Annotated in this window: 18 protein-coding genes; 4 read left to right on the top strand and 14 right to left on the bottom strand. The window is 40.3% G+C overall.

From position 1 onward, the window contains the following. Positions 1-23: 23 nt before the first annotated feature. Positions 24-761: a pimeloyl-ACP methyl ester esterase BioH gene (gene bioH, locus MTF66_RS25735; protein WP_138621547.1), complete on the bottom strand. Its 738-nt coding sequence runs from the start codon at positions 759-761 to the stop codon at positions 24-26. Between the two features lie 75 nt (positions 762-836). Here bioH and MTF66_RS25730 point away from each other — a divergent pair, with 75 nt between their 5' ends. After that, a complete protein-coding gene (locus tag MTF66_RS25730) occupies positions 837-1,514 on the top strand; it encodes a ComF family protein (RefSeq protein WP_010392416.1) in 678 nt (225 codons plus the stop codon). A gap of 6 nt (positions 1,515-1,520) precedes the next feature. Here the strand turns inward: MTF66_RS25730 and MTF66_RS25725 are convergent, their stop codons facing one another. Continuing rightward, a complete protein-coding gene (locus MTF66_RS25725) occupies positions 1,521-4,070 on the bottom strand; it encodes a M14 metallopeptidase family protein (protein WP_171043250.1) in 2,550 nt (849 codons plus the stop codon). A gap of 146 nt (positions 4,071-4,216) precedes the next feature. On the opposite strand from MTF66_RS25725, the gene nfuA reads away from it, so the two are divergent. Further along, a complete protein-coding gene (nfuA, locus tag MTF66_RS25720) occupies positions 4,217-4,792 on the top strand; it encodes a Fe-S biogenesis protein NfuA (RefSeq protein ID WP_008465569.1) in 576 nt (191 codons plus the stop codon). A gap of 13 nt (positions 4,793-4,805) precedes the next feature. Continuing rightward, on the top strand, positions 4,806-5,075 hold the full coding sequence (locus MTF66_RS25715; RefSeq protein WP_138621545.1) for a hypothetical protein: 270 nt from the start codon (positions 4,806-4,808) through the stop codon (positions 5,073-5,075). Between the two features lie 18 nt (positions 5,076-5,093). Here MTF66_RS25715 and MTF66_RS25710 read toward each other — a convergent pair whose 3' ends face one another. Next, the gene (locus MTF66_RS25710) at positions 5,094-6,428 is read right to left on the bottom strand and encodes an MATE family efflux transporter (RefSeq protein ID WP_248529030.1); all 1,335 of its coding nucleotides are present in this window, start codon (positions 6,426-6,428) and stop codon (positions 5,094-5,096) included. On the opposite strand from MTF66_RS25710, the gene MTF66_RS25705 reads away from it, so the two are divergent. After that, positions 6,408-7,433 carry a polysaccharide deacetylase family protein gene (locus MTF66_RS25705; protein WP_138621543.1) on the top strand — a complete coding sequence of 342 codons (1,026 nt, stop codon included), beginning with the start codon at positions 6,408-6,410 and terminating at the stop codon, positions 7,431-7,433. The genes MTF66_RS25710 and MTF66_RS25705 overlap by 21 nt on opposite strands. Here MTF66_RS25705 and MTF66_RS25700 read toward each other — a convergent pair. From MTF66_RS25700 to MTF66_RS25650, 11 genes are all read right to left on the bottom strand, one after another. Further along, positions 7,430-8,467, bottom strand: a complete 1,038-nt coding sequence (locus MTF66_RS25700; protein WP_138621541.1) for a chemotaxis response regulator protein-glutamate methylesterase — start codon at positions 8,465-8,467, stop codon at positions 7,430-7,432. The genes MTF66_RS25705 and MTF66_RS25700 overlap by 4 nt on opposite strands. An 8-nt stretch (positions 8,468-8,475) precedes the next feature. Beyond that, positions 8,476-9,093 (bottom strand): chemoreceptor glutamine deamidase CheD, encoded by a 618-nt coding sequence (gene cheD, locus MTF66_RS25695; protein WP_008112899.1) that lies wholly within the window; start codon positions 9,091-9,093, stop codon positions 8,476-8,478. Then, positions 9,077-9,907: a protein-glutamate O-methyltransferase CheR gene (locus MTF66_RS25690; RefSeq protein WP_109875772.1), complete on the bottom strand. Its 831-nt coding sequence runs from the start codon at positions 9,905-9,907 to the stop codon at positions 9,077-9,079. The genes cheD and MTF66_RS25690 overlap by 17 nt, the downstream gene beginning before the upstream one ends. 68 nt (positions 9,908-9,975) lie before the next feature. Beyond that, the gene (locus MTF66_RS25685) at positions 9,976-12,675 is read right to left on the bottom strand and encodes a methyl-accepting chemotaxis protein (protein WP_138621539.1); all 2,700 of its coding nucleotides are present in this window, start codon (positions 12,673-12,675) and stop codon (positions 9,976-9,978) included. 48 nt (positions 12,676-12,723) lie between these two features. Beyond that, positions 12,724-13,209, bottom strand: a complete 486-nt coding sequence (locus MTF66_RS25680; RefSeq protein ID WP_008465584.1) for a chemotaxis protein CheW — start codon at positions 13,207-13,209, stop codon at positions 12,724-12,726. Then, positions 13,191-15,281 (bottom strand): chemotaxis protein CheA, encoded by a 2,091-nt coding sequence (locus tag MTF66_RS25675; RefSeq protein ID WP_010392398.1) that lies wholly within the window; start codon positions 15,279-15,281, stop codon positions 13,191-13,193. The genes MTF66_RS25680 and MTF66_RS25675 overlap by 19 nt, the downstream gene beginning before the upstream one ends. 14 nt (positions 15,282-15,295) lie before the next feature. Continuing rightward, complete coding sequence (locus tag MTF66_RS25670; protein WP_008115349.1) at positions 15,296-15,658, bottom strand: response regulator; 363 nt, start codon at positions 15,656-15,658, stop codon at positions 15,296-15,298. Positions 15,659-15,666: 8 nt separating this feature from the next. After that, entirely contained in the window at positions 15,667-15,939 is a 273-nt protein-coding gene (locus tag MTF66_RS25665) for a lipid asymmetry maintenance protein MlaB (RefSeq protein ID WP_008465590.1), read from the bottom strand. 162 nt (positions 15,940-16,101) lie between these two features. After that, the gene (locus MTF66_RS25660) at positions 16,102-16,719 is read right to left on the bottom strand and encodes an SCO family protein (protein ID WP_055012740.1); all 618 of its coding nucleotides are present in this window, start codon (positions 16,717-16,719) and stop codon (positions 16,102-16,104) included. Beyond that, entirely contained in the window at positions 16,716-17,645 is a 930-nt protein-coding gene (cyoE, locus tag MTF66_RS25655; RefSeq protein ID WP_010392393.1) for a heme o synthase, read from the bottom strand. The genes MTF66_RS25660 and cyoE overlap by 4 nt, the downstream gene beginning before the upstream one ends. A 12-nt stretch (positions 17,646-17,657) precedes the next feature. Further along, positions 17,658-18,647 carry a heme A synthase gene (locus MTF66_RS25650; RefSeq protein ID WP_054202824.1) on the bottom strand — a complete coding sequence of 330 codons (990 nt, stop codon included), beginning with the start codon at positions 18,645-18,647 and terminating at the stop codon, positions 17,658-17,660. Between the last annotated feature and the right edge of the window lie 5 nt (positions 18,648-18,652).

The following is an 18,652-nucleotide window of genomic DNA, read 5'->3' as shown; positions in this document are numbered from 1 at the left end:
ACCGCAGTAATCATGGCTTTGCTTCAAAGCATTGATTTAACGGCAGATAAAAATTCACTTTTATGAGAAATAAAAGGCGCATGTGATGCTTTGTCTATCACTTCGTACTCAAAGTCAGCATTAAGTACCACCATTTTCTCAATGGCCCGATAAGGAACGAGAGAGTCTAAGCGTCCAAAAATGCCGCGAATAGTCACTGGGCATTGAGCAAATAATTCGCGTAAATCTTCATTTTGCAATATGTCTAGCCCAGCACTTAAAGCCTCGTTATTCGGAGGCGGTGACTGACTCAATAACTGCTTTAACTGTTTTACATCATCGCGAGCCGACTCACTGCCCATTGCCTGAATTGCTAAAAAGCGCTCTATCGTTTTTGAACGCTCTTGCAACAACTGCTCTTTGAACTGTGTTAATACTTTCGGCTTAATGCCGGCCCATGGTAATTGCTCTGCAAAAAAGGGCGTTGAGGCAACTAAAATGACTTTTGATACTTTTTCTGGCCAATGTTTGGCAATATAAATAGCAAACAACCCACCTAAAGACCACCCTATTAGTACCGACTGTGGCTTTAACTGCTCACTCACCTGCTTTGCAGCATCGTGTAATGTATATGGGCTTAAAGAGGCGTTATTATCACCATAACCGGGTAAATCCAAACAGCGCACTTTACCTGAATATAAAAACTCTAATTCTGGTTTTATTAACTGCCACACACCTTGGCTCATTCCCCAACCATGTAACAACACACATTCATTTTGCATATTTGCCTAACCTTAACCAAACTTGAGTTCTATGATAGCGCTTTAAAAGGAGTTTGTAATGAGGATCATCAGCGAATGAAACTCAGCCTAAGTGATTGGCTATTCCCCTCTTACTGTGTGTTATGTCAAAGTCAGATTCATAGCTCAATGGGACTGTGTCAATTTTGTTTAGATGACTTGCCATTGCTAGATTTGGCCGAGCATGACAATTTATTTTACCGCCCTGATATTGTAGAAATGTTTCCTAACTGCAACTTTGAAAAGCTGTTTGCCTGTGCTTTTTACCAGCCCCCTTTTGATTTATGGTTAAAGCAGCTTAAATTTAATAATCAAATCCATTATAAAAAAGCACTACAGCAAGTCATAAAAAAACAACTTAGGGTTTTTATGACTAAACACCCTGCCGCTGTTGATGCATTTATAATTTTACCTTTACATAAAGCGCGCTTTTTAACGCGTGGGTTTAATCAAGTCACCCAAGTATGGCAGCCCTGTTTAGGGTCAAATAAAGTATTAAATAATGCGTTGCTTCGCCATAAACACACCTCGGCACAATCACAATTAAGCAAAGCTAAAAGAGTTAAAAATTTACAGCAGGCTTTTTCATGCAAAATTAATTTAGAGGGAAAAACGGTAGTAATTATCGATGATATTATGACTACAGGAGCAACTCTTAATGCAGCCACCTTATCGTTAAAAGAAGCCGGCGCTAAACACGTATGGGCATTTACCACGTGCTTAACGCCACTTTAGGGCGTGTTAGTTTCCACTCACGCGAAAGGTGTGACCAAAAAATAAAGCATTACTTAATAATCGGCTGGTACCATACCAGTACCCTCTAAATACAGGGTTATCTGTCATCGCAATAACACTACCTCGACCATAAGAGTGTGCCATTAACGCTGCCCCACCAGCCACTTGCTCTACATTTATTGCATCAGTAAAACCAGCAAGTAGCGGCTGCTGTGTATAGGTAAGTATATTTACAAATGGTGCTTGTGAGGCTTCAAGTAGCCAAGTACTATTTTTAAATACGGGTAGTGTGTCACGCTTAAATGAAAACATTAGTGGGTGAGTTGTATCTACCTTGGTATTAAATATCGCACCTGCAATTCGCTGACGACCTGCTAGGTGGTCTTTGTCTGCATACTTTAAACCTTGAGTATCAAATGCACTAGCCACATCTCTACGCGATAAGTAGCTTGCTTTTAATAGCTGTTGATCGGCTAAAAACTTAGCTCCGCCTTTGTGCCCCCAAATAACACCACCTTTCCTTACCCAGCTTTTTATAGCAACTTTATCGGAATCAGATAAAGTAGAATAATTACCATGTGGCAACACAATATTGCTGTAATTACTGAGCTCTAAAGACGCTAAACGCTCCATTTCAACAATGGTTGGCGCTACACCCACAAAACGGTCTAGGTAGTACCACACTTCACCCGCTTCATATTGGCTCACGCCTTTACCACCAACCAATAACACCTTAGGTGCAGAAACCATAGCCATAGAGCGAGACCCTAAATCAGCACCTTTACTAGTTAAACCGGTAGTAATTGGTTTAACTTCAATCCCAAACTGGCTTTGTGCTTGGTTTAACTTTGTCACCCAGTTGGTGTCAGTTTGAAGTCCTGCTGGAATAATAATGCTACCTGCGTCAAAGTTTACTTCTGCATTGGTTGATACTGCTGTTAATGGTTTTAATGCAACACGAGCTTTAATGCCTTGCTGTAACAGACTATTGAGCATTTTGGGAGCTTGCATGTCATTCCATGCAAATCCATAGGCGTAATTTTTAGTCAGTGACGCTAACTCTGGCTGCTTTGGTTTTTGCCAAGCTGTTTTTTCTACCTCTAATCCCCAGCGGCTGTTTACTTTAGCAAATGGTAAATTAAACGCATGCGCTAATGTCCAACCCGACACATCGTAAAAGGTGTTATCGGCAAAGTTTTGTTGCTCACTAAAAATAGCTTTAACTAATCGATATTGTGGTTGCGCAAGCGGCACAAAATAACTATTAGCGGTAAAGTTTTTACCTTCAGCTTTTAGCCCTTCTTTCACTGAGTAGGCATTAATTTGATGTTGTTTAAGTATGCTTAAAAAATCGTTAGTACGGGTATGATCTTCATCTGCTTGAACAATATAGCCCTGATAGTCTTCATCTTTGGCAAGCTCAACTGCTTTGTTATAAAAGTTAGCTTGGTACTCTAGCAAAGCTTGGCGGTTATCAATCGCCGCTTTAAACGTTGATAAGCTCGTTAACAGTTGGTTTTTAATCGTAAACGCAAAAGTTAGCGGGCCATTGATCGTTTCTTGAATATGGCCACGAGAACTTGCTTGTTCAAATAAAATACCCACACCACCATTTACATCGGGGTAGGTAGAGCCTTTACCATAATAAAAGTCATCAAAGCTTTCTTCGGTGAAGTATAACGCGTTGTTTTCATCTAATGTTTTAGCGTGATAATTTGCAATCGCTTTAGTTAGACTTACATTTTCTTCAGGGGTAATTGGGTGTTTACGACTTGGGATACCCGGTTGAAAAAAGTAGCTACTATTTGGCCCCATTTCATGAAAGTCAGTTAAAATATTAGGCTTCCAATAATGAAACTTAGCAATCCTTGCGCGCGACTCTGGGTGCTGTAACAGCAACCAATCACGGTTTAAATCAAACCAATAATGGTTTGTTCGACTGCTTGGCCAGCTCTCTACATGCTCTCGGGTTTGCGGATCTGACGATAAGTTCATTCCACGATTACTATTAGCCCAATTTGCGAAACGTGCTAAGCCGTCTGGGTTAAGCGACGGGTCGAGTAAAATAACCGTGTTGTTAAGTAGCTCATTTATTTCATCCCCTTGCGCTGCCGCTAAATAATAAGCGACTAGTAAAGCTGCATTACTACCTGATGATTCATTCCCATGAACACTGTAACCCATCCATACAACACTTGGCTGCTCCGCTGTTTTATTGTTTGAATTATTTAGGCGAGCTAAGTGCGCTTGGCGAGTTTTTTCTATATTTTTTAATTTGTTAGCCGCAGTAATCGTTAGCATAACTAACGGGCGCTGCTCATGAGTACGACCTATTACTTCAAAATTAATTCGATCGCTTTTTTGAGCTAAAATTTCCATGTAGCGAACAAGTTGGTCATGTCTCACATGCCACTCACCCACTTGATAACCCAGCACCTCTTGTGGTGTTGGTATGGTAGAATCGAATTCAACCTGTTGCGCAAAATAATAAGACAGGGGCTTTGCCATACTTGAAAAACTGGCCAGCACCACCATTATTGTTAATATGAAGCGCATATAAATCACTCTAAAAATGTTTGTTAATTGCACGCTACCATTGCTTAAAATAGATGCCAACTTTTTACGCTCAACACTAGCCGCAACACGATGAGCGGAGTATGATATGCAGTATCCGAGTAATTTAGTCAAGTATAGACGGTATTATGATTTCTATTTCCGAAACAGCGCAAGCGCATTTTGCTAAGCTATTAGCAGATCAATCTCAACAAACGAATATTCGTGTGTTTGTTGTTAACCCTGGTACATCACAAGCTGAATGTGGTGTTTCTTATTGTCCAGAAGACGCGGTAGAAGAGAGCGATATTCGCCTAAATTTTAACGGCTTTGATGCGGTTGTTGATGCTGAAAGCGCGCCTTTTTTAGCCGAAGCTGAAATTGATTTTGTTACCGACAAAATGGGCACACAGTTAACTCTTAAAGCACCTAATGCTAAAGCACGTAAACTAGGTGAAGATGCCAGCTTGAATGAGCGTGTGCAGCACATGCTAGAAACTGAAGTAAACCCACAACTTGCCAACCATGGCGGCCAAGTTAGCTTGGTAGAGATCACTGCAGCTGGTGTTGCTGTACTTCAGTTTGGTGGTGGTTGTAATGGGTGTTCTATGATCGATGTCACACTAAAAGAAGGCATTGAAAAAGAAATGATTGCTAAGTTTGATGAAATCACCGGTGTGTCTGACATTACCGATCATGAAGCAGGCGAGCATTCTTACTACTAAGCATTAATTCATTATGCTAAAGCCACTTATTTACTGCTTAGGGAGCGACCCTAAGTTGAGTTTAAAGCGCTTTTTTCGCGGGCTAGCACTGTTTGTGCTAGCCGTGATATTTATCGCTGTGGGCTATTACAGCCATTACAGTTTGCAAGTTATCGGCTTGGTTATTTTAGCCCCCGCTTTATTTTTTGCTTTTTGGGGCTATGCGGGTATTTTTGCTAACCGCTTTTCTCAAGTATTAAAAAATATCCCTTCCAAAAATAACGACCCCGACCTTTGGAAGTAACGGTTTATATCAATTCGCTTATTTAAGTAATTGATTGTTAGCTTTTAATTGTTGATATTTAACGATAAGCGTAACGCCTCGCATAAGCATAAAACAACTCATAGCTAACCATAACCCATTATTTTGCCAATCCTGAAATAGCCAAAACACCCCAAAAAAGCCTACAACTGCTGAAAGCAACATACTATTTCGCATCGCTTTAGCGCGGGTCAGGCCAACAAAAATACCATCGAACAAAAAACAGCTCATAGCTAAAATAGGCAATGCAATTACCCAAGGTAAGTAGTGAATGGCCTCGTCAATAACCTCTGGTACATTCGTTAATAGCTTAATAATACTACTGCCAAATACTATAAAAAACACACTATATAAAATGCCAAATAACATGCCCCAAAATACACTGATTTTTACCCATAGCCTTATCTTTTCAACACTTTGTTGACCTTTAGCTTGACCCACTTTGGCCTCACTTGCATAGGCAATTCCATCAAGTGCAAAGCTAACTAACATTAAAAAGTTGAGTAAGACGGCATTGGCGGCCAGTGTGGTTTCACCTAGGCGAGCAGCATAAAAGGTCATAAAGCTAAAGCATAACTGCAGCACTAAAGAGCGAATAAAAATATCGCGGTTTAAGCTCAGTAGTGCTGCCATTTTCTCCACACTTAACCAATTTGCTACAGCCAAACTTATACCATGCTTTTTAGCAAGTTGAACCACCAACAATAAAGCAAATGCAAGCGCGATATAGTCAGCAATAAGTGATGCCCACGCAGCCCCAGCAACCGCCCAATCAAGGTACACTACAAAATAAATATCGAGCACAATATTAGTAATGTTAGTGACTAACAGTAAATAAAATGGCCCTCGCCCATAGTGCACGCCCAACATCCAGCCTAGTAAAACTAAGTTGCATAGCGCTGCAGGGGCGCTATAAATACGAATACTAAAATACCGATAGGCTTCATTGAGCACATCGCTATTGGCAGCTGATAAATACGCAATAGCATGTTTTATAAGGGGTGACAGTAAAATAAGGAGTAAGGCAACCGAAGTGGCTAACAATAAACTGCGTTTAAGTAAGGCTGCAAGCTGAGTTAAATCATTTTTACCATAAGCCTGAGCCACCAGCCCAGTGGTACTCATTCTCAAAAAACCAGCAAGCCAAAATAAAATGGAGATCACAGTAGAGCCTAAGGCTATTCCCGCTAAATAATGCGCACTCCCCAAATGACCGATCACTGCCGTATCAACAATTCCTAACAACGGGACGGTAATATTTGATAATATCATCGGACCGGCTAACAACAACAAGCTTTTATGGTGTGCTTTATTATGTATAAGAAATTGTTTCATTTAGTATTATTATTCCTGATTTGTGGTTCTTTACGCGCGCAAGCAGCTGTTATTCTACAGTATCATCACGTCAGTGAAACCCTTCCCGCTGTCACCAGCGTGAGTGCCAACACTTTTACAAAACACTTAAATTATTTAAAAGAGCATAACTTTAACGTTATTCCATTAAATGAGCTGATTAGTACATTACAACAAGGTAAGGCTTTAGAGCACAAAACAATCGCGATTACCTTTGATGATGGTTACAACAATAATTACGATCAAGCAGCTCCTATTCTTGAGAAGTTTGGCTACCCGTACACTATTTTCGTAAACCCAAAACTCATTGATGAACAAGCGGGTTATGTTATGGGGTGGGATAAGCTCAGGGAGCTTGCCAAAAAAGGAGCGCTCATTACTAATCATAGTGCCGAGCATAACTACCTACATAAAAAGCGCGAGAATGAAACGCCTAGCCAATGGCGCGAACGCACTAAAAAAGACATTCTTAGTTCACAACAACGTATTAAAGAGGAAATAGGTCACGATTATAAATATCTTGCCTACCCATACGGAGAGTTTAACAACCAACTGCAAGCACTCGTTACAGAACTAGGCTTTATTGGTATTGGCCAGCACTCAGGAGCCGTTAATCAACACTCTAACTTTAGTCGCTTACCGCGCTTCCCAGCTTCAGGTTTTTATAGCAAGCTAGAGACGTTAATTACCAAGATAAATTCAACTGCCTTTACCATTAATAAGCTAACCTATAAAGATAGTGTCACTTCACAAAATCCACCGTCACTCACAATAAAACTTGAGACAAATGACTTTCATAAGAGTCAATTTGCCTGTTATGTGTCAAGCGTTGGTCAAGCTAATTTAAATTGGTTAGACGATAATACAGTTGAGGTAACATCGCCAAAACAGCTTAATAAAGGCCGCTCTCGCTTTAACTGCACGGCTCCATCAATAAAACAAACCGGCAGTTATTATTGGTTTTCACAGCCTTGGGTGATCAACTAAGTTTTACTTTTTATTACTTGATTTAATAACCGCTGAGTCATTTTCTCCAGCGGTACGACTTCATTTGCTGCCCCCATATCAATAGCAGCTTTGGGCATACCCCATACCACAGACGAATACTCATCTTGCGCAAGTGTGTATGCACCTTGTTGCTTTAATGCGAGCAATCCTTTTGCACCATCACTTCCCATACCGGTTAATAGTGTGGCAACAATATGCTTTGCACCTATTTCAAGTAATGAGTTAAATAAAACATCCACCGCGGGTTTATGCCTATTAACCGTCTCTCCATCATCAAGCTGACAATGCAAAGCACTACCTTGTTTACTAATTCGTAAATGAAGTCCACCCGGAGCTATATAAGCGCAACCTGCTACCAGTTTATCGCCTTGCTGAGCTTCCTTTACGTTAATAGTACAAGTACGCTGCATCCGCTCTGCAAATGAGGTGCTAAATACGGGAGGGATATGCTGCGTTATTACAATAGGAGGGCAATTTTTGGGCATACGTATAAGCACTTCTTTTATCGCCTCGGTTCCCCCTGTTGATGCACCGATTGCAATCACTTTATTTATTAAAAATTCGGCATTGGTGGGTATAGGCTCTGCTACAGTACTAGTTTTTTTGTAGCCTCGAACCCGTGCACTAGCCGCTACCCTGACTTTTTGCTGAACAATATCAGCATATTGACTCATCTGTTGTTTAACGTTGACCGTTGGTTTTGCAATAAAATCAACCGCCCCTAGTTCAAGCGCTTCTAGGGTTATAGGTGAGCCTTTTTGAGTAAGAGTGGAAATCATTACTACGGGCATAGGGCGTAAGCGCATTAAGTTTTTTAAAAAGCTAATGCCGTCCATTTTTGGCATTTCAACATCCAGTGTTAGTACATCCGGATTATGCTTTTTGATCATCTCTCTGGCTTCGTATGGGTCTTGTGCACAGCCCACTACCACAATATCTTTTGCCTGTTGCAGTATCTCTGTCAGTAATTGCCTGATCAGTGCCGAATCATCAATTATTAATACTCTAATCATAGCCATCCTTAAAACAGTTCTATATCCGTGGCTTTGGTTTGCTGTTCAAGATTATGCAAGTAACGCACTTCACGTTTTTCAATAGTGTTATTGTGTAAGTTTCTTAGCTTTTTAACCTGTACTTTTCCATTATGAGGATTAAAAAATATTTTACGCGGCCAGGGTCCGCCCATATCATGCGCCACTAAGTTTAGCGCTTCTTCTGCTATATATGCATTGGCAAAACTGATATTGCCAATACCAATATCTGTCATTGCGCTAATTATTTTGCCTCCCCCAAACAGTTTTACTTTTAAGTTTGCCCGGGAAGCGCCATTTTTAAGCACTTCATTAATTAAATATTCCATAGCCCAGTTACCATAACGACAACTTAAACTATGCGCTTGGTCAATTCGCTCACCTTTTTGAATGGGTAGCATAAAGTGATTAATCCCGCCAATACCTAGCTTATCGTCGTAAACACAAGCAGCAATGCACGACCCGAGCACTGTGGTGATCAGCTCATCGTTTTTAGAAACATAAAATTCACCTGGCAATACCTTAGCGACCACACGCTCTCGCGTGGCATCCCAATAGCGTTTAATATGCTCAAACCCCGCTAATACCGGCTTAAATTGTGTTTGCATGAGCTACTTTCTGATACATGGTTTTCCCTAAGTTTTTAAATAAGACATGCTCTTTTCCCATGGTTTCTGAATGCCCTAAAAATAAATAACCTTGGTTATTTAAAATATCGGCATAACGGTTAAAAAGCTGATCCTTTGTCTCTTTATCAAAGTAAATCACTACATTTCTACACAAGATCAAATCAAATGGGCCTTTCATCGGCCAATCTTGGAGTAAGTTTAAACGCTTAAATGAAATACATTGCTGTAGCTTAGGTTTCACCTTATAACTTTGCCCGTCTTTGCTGGTTAAAAACCAGCGCTTGAGCAATGCATCATCCAGTCCATTCACATTTGCCGCAGTATAAATACCGCTCTGGGCTTTAGCTAGTACATTAGAATCAAGATCAGTTGCTAAAATTTTCACATCCCAATCACTTGGAAAAGCCCCTTGTAAGGTCATAGCTAAACTGTAGGGCTCTTCGCCGGTAGAGCAACCTGCAGACCAAATACGAACGCGTTTATTATGCTTATTTGCTTTTAGCATCGCAGGAATAAACTGCTCTTTTATAAACTCAAAGTGATGAATTTCACGAAAAAAAGAGGTTAAATTGGTAGTAATGGCGTTAATAAATGCATCAAACTCCTGCTCCTTATGATTTTTTAAGTAATCAAGGTAACTAGAGAAGTTTGTTAATTTACGCTCACGAATTCGCCTTGCTAATCGTGAGTAAACCATTTCGCGCTTATGCTCCCCAAGCACAATACCACAGGCGTTATACACTAAATGAGCCACTTCCTTAAAATCGCTATCCGTTAATAAAAACTCTTTCATTATGTACTCTCAAATAAATATAAAGATAGATTCACACTACTTCTGTGTGTGAACCATCTAAAACAGGGTTAAAACTCCTCCCACTCTTCAGCTGAGTCTACAAAGTTTTCACCTTTGCTCTTATTATTAACGAAGCTATTTTGTTGCTTATGCGTTATTTCAGGGGTGCGAATAGTGGGCGATACCACCGCCATATCTTGCTGCCCTAGAGAAAAGAAGTGCAGTAAACGGCGCATTTCATTAGCCTGCTCTGCCATAGACTCACCTGCAGCCGATGCCTCTTCAACTAATGCCGCATTTTGCTGGGTCATTTCATCCATTTGCGATACAGCTTTATTTACTTGCTCAATTCCTGCGCTTTGCTCTTCAGAGGCCTGAGTTATATCAGCTATCATTTGTGTCACACGTTTCACCGATACCACAATCTCTTGTAACGTCACACCTGATTCATTTACAAGAGCGCTACCATCAGCAACTTTACCAACACTATCTCTAATTAACTCTTTAATTTCTTTAGCTGCACCAGCTGAGCGCTGAGCTAAGTTACGCACTTCACCTGCAACAACCGCAAAACCTCGACCTTGCTCACCTGCTCTTGCAGCTTCTACAGCAGCATTGAGCGCTAATAGGTTTGTTTGGAATGCTATTTCGTCTATAACACCAATAATGTCAGCAATTTTTTTACTCGATTCGTTAATAGCCGACATACTGGTTACGGCCTTATTAACAACCTCACCACCTTGAATTGCTTTATCACAGGTTTCTTCAGCTAAGTCATTAGCTACCTTGGCATTATCAGCATTTTGACGTACCGTACTGGTCATCTCTTCCATACTAGAAGCTGTTTCTTCTAATGATGATGCCTGCTCTTCTGTACGCTGGCTTAAATCAGCATTACCTTGTGAAATTTCTTCAGCTCCACTAGCCACCAATGTGGCTGATGAGTTAATTCGATTAATAACCTCGGTTAGTTTATCTGCTGTTGCATTTGCATCTGTTTTCAGTTTTTCAAACGAGCCTTGGTATTCCTTTTCAATCCGTTTAGATAAATCACCAGTAGCCATGGCATCGAGCATATTGCCAGTATCAGTTACCGCATCGTCAACCACTTTAACTAAACTATTAAGACCCTGAGCTAAACGTAGGAAAAAGCCATCTTTTCCTTGCTCAACCAAACGGCTATTTAGCTCCCCTTTACTTGCGGCACTGACCAGCTGAGCAACCTCTTTTTCTATAGCTACTTCTGCTGTTCTGTCTTCCCATTCAACTACAGTTCCAATTCGCTCATCGTCTGGCGTAATAATTGGGTTAGCAACTAAGCCAAAGGTTCTGCCACCCACTTTAATTTCAGTGCTGTAGGTATCCGTTAACTTAGCCAACATATTTTGCTGATGGGCTGGATTTTTATGAAATATATCAATATTTTGATTCAGTAGATTTTTGCTATCAAAGTTAGGTAAATCAATGCGTATATCATTTTGAGCATTGCTCATCATATTTTTCACCGCGTCATTCATATAAACAATCACATTCGATGCATCTGCAATCATAGTGTTTGTTGCTACAGTGTCTAACGCTCGGCGAACACGTAAGTTCTCCTGTGCTCTGGCACGCTCTGCATCGGCCTTAAATACTTCATCAGTAATATCTTGCCACTCAACAATTGTTCCCAAGCGTTCTCCTTCTTCGTTAAACCATGGCGAAGCAATTAAATCAAAAATAAGACCAGCTAATTTGAGTGTCGCTTTATGGGGCGCATCTAATTTTTTTAATAGCTCGCGCTGATGCGCCGGATGTTGATGAAAATCATCAACACATGTGCCGATTAAATCACTTACAGCAAAGTTAGGTAATACCGATTGCAAATCTCTTTCGCGTGCTTTTAGCATTTGCTTAACTTGTTCGTTGGCAAAAATAATGTTTAAGTCATTATCAGCCATCATCACATTGGCTTGGCATACCTTTAAGGCGTTGGCTAAGTCGGCAGTTTTTTTAGAAGTTCGTTCTAGCTCTTTCTGCTCAGTTATATCTGTGGCATATTTAACAATTTTTAATATTCGGCCATCCATATCATAAATAGGGTTATAAGAAGCACTAATCCAAATTTCTCTGCCTTGTTTATCAAAACGTAAATACTCTCCTCGGTCGTATTCACCCCGCCCAAGTTTGGCCCAGAAAGTTTGATAATCTGTACTATTTGCATATTCAGGTGCAACAAATAAGCGATGGTGCTTACCTTGTATTTCATTAAGTTGGTAGCCAAACGTGGCTAAAAAGTTATCGTTGGCATTAATCACTGTGCCATCTAAGTCAAACTCGATTACTGCTTGCGATTTATTTATAGCCGCAACTTGTCCAGCTGCTTCGGCTGCCTTTAATTTTTGCATTGTGATCTCTGTGGCAAATTTAACCACTTTAATCACTTGCCCCTGAGAGTCTAAAACAGGATTGTAGGTGGCTTGTATCCACACTTCTTTACCATTTTTTCCAAACCGCTTAAATTCATCTGAAATAAACTCACCCGCGTTCAATCGCTGCCAAAACTGACGATATTCATCACTTTTCGCTTCGCTAGAGCTAATAAATAAAGAGTGGTGCTGACCTTGTATTTCAGCCAGAGAGTAGTCCATTACACGCAGGAAATTAACATTGGCAGTAATGATTCTTCCATTCGGCTCAAATTCAATTATTGCTAATGATTTATGCAATGCATTCATTATCAAATCATTGCTTGATTCAGACTGTTTTGAATTACTAAACCATCCCATGCTTATCACCACCTTTAAGTTATTTACTTTATTTAGTTACTGTTACCGCTAAATATCCATGGTTGCAGGCAAATCAATTAAGGCGACCATTTTTTCGCCTACATTGACTAACCCTGCTACATATTCACTTTCATTGGTCTGGGTTAAACTCGGCACAGCTTTAGCATCTTGCTCTGCAATACTATAAACATCTGCCACTGCATCTACCGTAATACCCATTACTTTACTTTCTTGTTCAAACTCTATTTTTACAATAATCACTACTGTTAACGGCCCATAGGCAATTGTGGGTAAACCAAAACGTAACCTCAAATCAATAATGGGTACTATCGTGCCGCGTAGATTAATAACGCCTTTTACGTACTCAGGGGCATTTGGCAGTGCGGTTATGTCTTCCCAGCTACGGATTTCTTGCACCGTTAATATATCTACTCCGTATTCTTCTTCAGCCATAATAAAGGTAAGAAACTGCTTAATGCCCTCTTTGCGCTGTAGCTCAATATTGCTATTTAATGCTATTGATTCAGAGAACATGAATCCTCCAGAGTCGCTGATGGCTCAATACTCAATGCTTGGCTGCCAGGTTTTTTTAATCCTGAAAGCTTAATCAAACCGCTAATATCTAAAATTAACGAGACACGACCATCACCTAAAATAGTTGCCCCAGAGACTCCGTCCACTTTGTGGTAATTAGCCTCCAAGCTTTTTATAACCACCTGTTGCTGTGAAAGTAAATCGTCAACGAGCACCCCGACTTTTTGGTTATCGTTCTCCACCACAACCAATAAGGTCTTATCTAATGATTCAATCGCACCTTGATGGTTAAAAATCTCGTATAGGCGCAGAATAGGAATGTATTCATCACGTAACCTGAGTACATCTAGGTCTTTACCAACACGGCTTACTTTTGCAATATCAATTTGTAATGACTCTACAATTGAGATCAGTGGAATAATGTAAGTATGCTTGGCCACTTTTACCAATTGCCCATCTAAAATAGCTAAGGTGAGCGGTAGCCGAATAGTAAAGGTAGAACCAATTCCGGCAGCAGATGTCACCTCTACCGAGCCATTTAATGATTGGATATTGCGTTTAACCACGTCCATACCCACACCCCGGCCAGATAAGTCACTTACTTCATCAGCAGTAGAAAACCCTGGCATGAATATAAGTTCGTTAATTTCATCATCTGTTAACTCGCTATCGCCAGCAATTAGCTCGTTAGTAATCGCTTTTTCTTTAATCTTTTGAGTGTTAAGGCCTTGACCATCGTCCATGATTTCAATGACGATATTTCCTCCCTGATGAAAAGCATTTAATGTAACTTTGCCCACAGGATCTTTACCTGCCGCAATACGCTTTTCTACAGTTTCAATACCATGATCCAGTGAGTTTCTTACTAAATGCACCATAGGATCAGATATTTTTTCCATCACAGTTTTATCTAACTCGGTTTGCTCTCCGATCAGCTTTAACTCCACCTCTTTATTAAGCTTTTGAGCAATATCACGCACCAGACGTGGAAAACGACTAAATACAAAATTAATTGGCAGCATACGAATACGCATCACGTTTTCTTGTAAGTCTCGGGTATTATGCGCTAGTTGCGCCAATCCCTCTTGAAGCGAGGTTACCGCAGTGGCTGTCATTTCCTGTTCGCTAAGCTGATTTAACATTGCTTGGGTAATAACCAACTCACCCACCATATTAATCAATGAATCAACCTTATCTATACCAACCCGAATAGAGGTAGATTCTGGCGCGGCTTTCGCGCTGGGCGCATTGGCAGCTGCCTTTGCTTTATTTGCTTTGGGTTGCTCAGCAGTTTTGGGAGCTTCCTCCACAACAGCCGGTTCGTTAATTACTTCCTCTGATCCAGCTTTAGCATCATTAAATAAGCCACCGCATAGCTCGACTTTAATATCTGCATCATCTTCAACCCATTCAAAAATCTCTTTAATGGCTTGCTCATCGCGCTCAGTGTTTAAGAAAAACCGCCAATATAAAAAGCACTCATCGCTGGTTAATTCTTTAATGTCAGGTATGGCATCGGTGAATGCCTGTACTTCTAGCTCACCAAGCTCAGCTAACTCGCTGATCATAAACAAAGGTTCATTACCGGTTTTAAAAAGATGAAAATGCGGCTTAAAATCAATCTGATAAGTATTAACTATAACCTGCTCATGATGTGTTTCTTCCCCTTGCTCCTCACCAGCTGGCATACCTAGTAATTTTTCGAACTGCTCACGTAAAGTATCTGCTTGGGCTAAATCTGGTTCTTCCTGTACTTTTAGCGAACTTAACAAAGCCCTTAAGCAATCCACTGATTTAAGTAATAAATTAATATGCTCGCTAGTTATATTGCGCTCACCTTCACGAATTTGATCCAATAATGTTTCTAATACATGGGTAAAATTTGCAATTGAGTTAAATCCAAAAGTAGCACTGCCCCCTTTTATTGAATGAGCAGCTCTAAATATAGTATTAATGGTTTCTAAGTCTTCTTCGCCTGGCACTAAGTTGAGTAATTCAGTCTCCATGATATCGAGGCCTTCAAAACTCTCTTCAAAGAACACTTCAAAAAACTGGCTTAAATCAATACTCACAGTGCACTCCTAAGTTAACGGATTACTTTTTTTAGCACGGCTAATAGCTGATCTGGATTAAAAGGTTTTACAATCCATCCTGTTGCCCCAGCAGCTTTACCTTCTACTTTTTTATCCATCCCCGACTCCGTAGTAAGCATAAGCAGCGGTGTAAACTTGTAATCTGGTAGCCCTCTTAGCTCTCTAATAAGTGTGATCCCATCCATAATTGGCATGTTTACATCAGAAATAACTGCATCAAAACCTTGTTGCTTGGCAATGGCTAATGCCTCGCTGCCATCTTTGGCTTCGGTAACATCAAACCCTGCTGTTTTTAACGTAAAGCTCACCATTTGGCGCATTGATGCAGAATCATCGACAGCTAAAATTCTTTTCATATAAACCTCTAGTTAGTACTTTCTGAAGCTAAATATTCACTTAAACCGAGTTGTTCAATGGCATTTTTTAATGCGTCACTGCTGCCAACCCAGGCAATTTTTTGATTGATAGTAAGAAGGTGTTTTTGTAGGGCACAAAGGAGTTGAACCGAGGCGGTATCAGCAGACATGACATCGCTAATATCCAGACAAATATCTCGGCTATTATTAAGCTCGCTTAATAAATCTTGATGTAAAACGTCAACCTGAACAATTGAAAGCTCATTTGGTAGTTTAAGCATTTTTAAGCTTTTCCTTATCAACTCAATCCATAACAAAAGCTTAGACCGAGATAAAGAAAACGCCATAAAAACGACTAAAAAATAACTAATTAATTAAAAACAGCTGTTAAAAAACGTAAAAAGGGGCACAAAGCCCCTTAAAAATTGTTAAACCATTAAAAACTAGTTTTTGTAGTAATCTGCTATTTCAATAAATTCCGCTGTTAATTTTGTAGTATTCACCAACGGCACATCTCCTTGTTTAAATTCGGGCTTAAAAATAGCTCTCAGGGCGCCACTACCATCAACAAGTGCAACCGATGCACTATGATCCACCGCATAGTCAGATTCATCACTATCACTAATTGCATAAATTAATCCCAGCTCTCGTACAAATGGAAATAAGTCTTTATGCTCCCCAGATACAGCTAAAAATTTAGGGTTAAAATAATCTATGTACTCTTTACGCTTTTGAGCAATATCTCGTTTAGGGTCAACAGATATAAACCACACCTGCAGTGGATAGTCAGCTTGTAAGTTTTTATAGACATTGTTGAGCTTAGCAAGCGTCATTGGACAAATGTCAGGGCAGCTTGTGTAGCCTAAAAACACTAAGTTCCATTGTTCTAAAAACTGCTTTTTGGTTACTAACTCCCCCTGTTGATCATTTAGCGAGAAATCAGATAACGGTTTTGCAGTTTCGTACACTAATGCATCAAGATCTTGTAAACTTTTTTTATCATCACATGCCGATAAAAAAAGCACCGAAAAAACAATTAACCCACACCATAACTGCTTCATATAACTAGCCATTTATCTATAAATAAGATAACAAAGAGTATCATTAAATGAACAATCGAAAAACGAAATAAATCCATTGCGGTGTCTTCTTTGGCGGCAAATTTTAAGTTAATTGCTTTGTATATAAAGAGTATATTAAGGATACAGGCCCCACTTAAATAAATAAGTCCCGACATACCTATCAAATAGGGTAATACGCACACAATGGCTAATAGCACTGAGTACGCGAGCACACAGGTTTTACAAAAATCAATACCATGGGTGACAGGTAACATAGGGATTTTAGCGCGTTCGTAATCACTTTTACGCGCGATTGCTAACGCCCAAAAGTGCGGAGGAGTCCATGTGAATATAATCATAACCAACAACCAAGGAGCGGCTGCCATTTGATTGGTTTCAGACACCCAACCAAGTAAAGGTGGCATGGCGCCAGCCAAACCACCAATCACTATATTTTGTGGCGTGGCGCGTTTTAAAAACGACGTATAAATAAATGCGTAACCAACAAGTGCAAATAAGGTAAGTATGGCAGTGAGTGTATTTGCCCACAACATCAACATAATAAACCCTGCCACGCCAATAACAGCAGCAAAACTCAATGCGTGTAATTTACTTAAGCGTCCTTTGGCGACTGGGCGGTGGCGTGTACGTGCCATTTTACTATCAATTTCACTATCAACCACATGATTGATAACGGCAGCTGCCGCAGAGAGTAAACCAATCCCTAATAAACTTATGAACTGAACCCCAATGCCTCTACCAACGTCAGGGGCGAGAGCCAAGCCCACCCATGCCGTTAACACCAACATAGCCACCACTTTAAATTTACTGATTGCTAAATAATCTTGGATTAAATGATAACTTTTAGTCAATAACGATGGGCTATAAACGGGCTGCATTGCTTTTTTGTTAATTGTAAGTGCCATAACGATTCCCCTTTAGGTACGGACTTTTAGGTAATAACATAACCTAACCATAGTTAATAACAGTATGGCAGCCATTAAGTTATGCGCCAGCGCAACACTGATCGGAAAGTGAAAATATACTACAGCTAACCCCAACGCTATCTGGCAAAATAACGCTACCAACACACTCACTGTGCAGCTTTTGATTTTTTGTGAATAGGCATGGCTGTATATTCGCCACATAACGAGTGCCAACACAATACAAGTGACCAATGCCCACATACGATGCAGTAAATGAATAGACATACGCGCTTGTTGTGATAACACGCCAAACTCATAATTACTGTGCTCTAACGGTAACTGAAAAACACTACTGAGCGAAAACGGCTGAGCATAGCTACATAGCGGCAAACCATTACAATGTGGCGCGGCATAATTAGCCGCTAACCAGCCACCTAGAGCGATTTGTAAAATAAGTACCGTGAGCGCCACCAAGCTTAGTTTAAAGTGAGGTTTTGCACCTGCGTCCCCACCCGTAATAGGCTGACTGGTCAGCCTTAAGTACAACAACGTTAATAACGCCAAAATGCTAAACCCTCCGAGTAAATGCCCCATCACAATTAGCGGCTGCAGGTTCATAGTCACCGTCCACATACCTAGCGCGGCCTGAAAAATAACAAGCAAAAGCAGTAGCATCGGTAATTTTACAGGCGTAGTTGGATACTGGCGTTTTACAAAAGCCAAAATAAACAACACTAAAATTAATACTCCGAGCGTGCCAGCAAAATAGCGATGAATCATTTCTTTCCATGCCTTTGCTGTTTCAAATATCATATCGGGGTAGCTTTGAATCGCATGCGCAATCTCAGCTTCATGTTTTGGTACGGTTAAAAAGCCATAACAACCAGGCCAATCGGGGCAACCAAGTCCTGCGTCACTTAACCGCGTATATGCGCCTAGAGCTACCACAACTAATGCGAATAAACTCGTTGCTAATACCAAATTTTTATAGTTTTTATACATAGCAG

The sequence above is a fragment of the Pseudoalteromonas sp. 2CM39R genome, from assembly GCF_023161845.1.
Note: the sequence above shows the minus strand (reverse complement) of the source record. Positions and strands in the feature narration are given on the sequence as shown.

Excerpts from the sequence above, each read along its gene's own strand:
- bioH (WP_138621547.1), bottom strand. The coding sequence starts at position 761 with ATGCAAAATGAATGTGTGTTGTTACATGGTTGGGGAATGAGCCAAGGT.
- MTF66_RS25730 (WP_010392416.1), top strand. The coding sequence starts at position 837 with ATGAAACTCAGCCTAAGTGATTGGCTATTCCCCTCTTACTGTGTGTTA.
- MTF66_RS25725 (WP_171043250.1), bottom strand. The coding sequence starts at position 4,070 with ATGCGCTTCATATTAACAATAATGGTGGTGCTGGCCAGTTTTTCAAGT.
- nfuA (WP_008465569.1), top strand. The coding sequence starts at position 4,217 with ATGATTTCTATTTCCGAAACAGCGCAAGCGCATTTTGCTAAGCTATTA.
- MTF66_RS25715 (WP_138621545.1), top strand. The coding sequence starts at position 4,806 with ATGCTAAAGCCACTTATTTACTGCTTAGGGAGCGACCCTAAGTTGAGT.
- MTF66_RS25705 (WP_138621543.1), top strand. The coding sequence starts at position 6,408 with ATGTATAAGAAATTGTTTCATTTAGTATTATTATTCCTGATTTGTGGT.
- MTF66_RS25710 (WP_248529030.1), bottom strand. The coding sequence starts at position 6,428 with ATGAAACAATTTCTTATACATAATAAAGCACACCATAAAAGCTTGTTG.
- MTF66_RS25700 (WP_138621541.1), bottom strand. The coding sequence starts at position 8,467 with ATGATTAGAGTATTAATAATTGATGATTCGGCACTGATCAGGCAATTA.
- cheD (WP_008112899.1), bottom strand. The coding sequence starts at position 9,093 with ATGCAAACACAATTTAAGCCGGTATTAGCGGGGTTTGAGCATATTAAA.
- MTF66_RS25690 (WP_109875772.1), bottom strand. The coding sequence starts at position 9,907 with ATGAAAGAGTTTTTATTAACGGATAGCGATTTTAAGGAAGTGGCTCAT.
- MTF66_RS25685 (WP_138621539.1), bottom strand. The coding sequence starts at position 12,675 with ATGGGATGGTTTAGTAATTCAAAACAGTCTGAATCAAGCAATGATTTG.
- MTF66_RS25680 (WP_008465584.1), bottom strand. The coding sequence starts at position 13,209 with ATGTTCTCTGAATCAATAGCATTAAATAGCAATATTGAGCTACAGCGC.
- MTF66_RS25670 (WP_008115349.1), bottom strand. The coding sequence starts at position 15,658 with ATGAAAAGAATTTTAGCTGTCGATGATTCTGCATCAATGCGCCAAATG.
- MTF66_RS25665 (WP_008465590.1), bottom strand. The coding sequence starts at position 15,939 with ATGCTTAAACTACCAAATGAGCTTTCAATTGTTCAGGTTGACGTTTTA.
- MTF66_RS25660 (WP_055012740.1), bottom strand. The coding sequence starts at position 16,719 with ATGAAGCAGTTATGGTGTGGGTTAATTGTTTTTTCGGTGCTTTTTTTA.
- cyoE (WP_010392393.1), bottom strand. The coding sequence starts at position 17,645 with ATGGCACTTACAATTAACAAAAAAGCAATGCAGCCCGTTTATAGCCCA.
- MTF66_RS25650 (WP_054202824.1), bottom strand. The coding sequence starts at position 18,647 with ATGTATAAAAACTATAAAAATTTGGTATTAGCAACGAGTTTATTCGCA.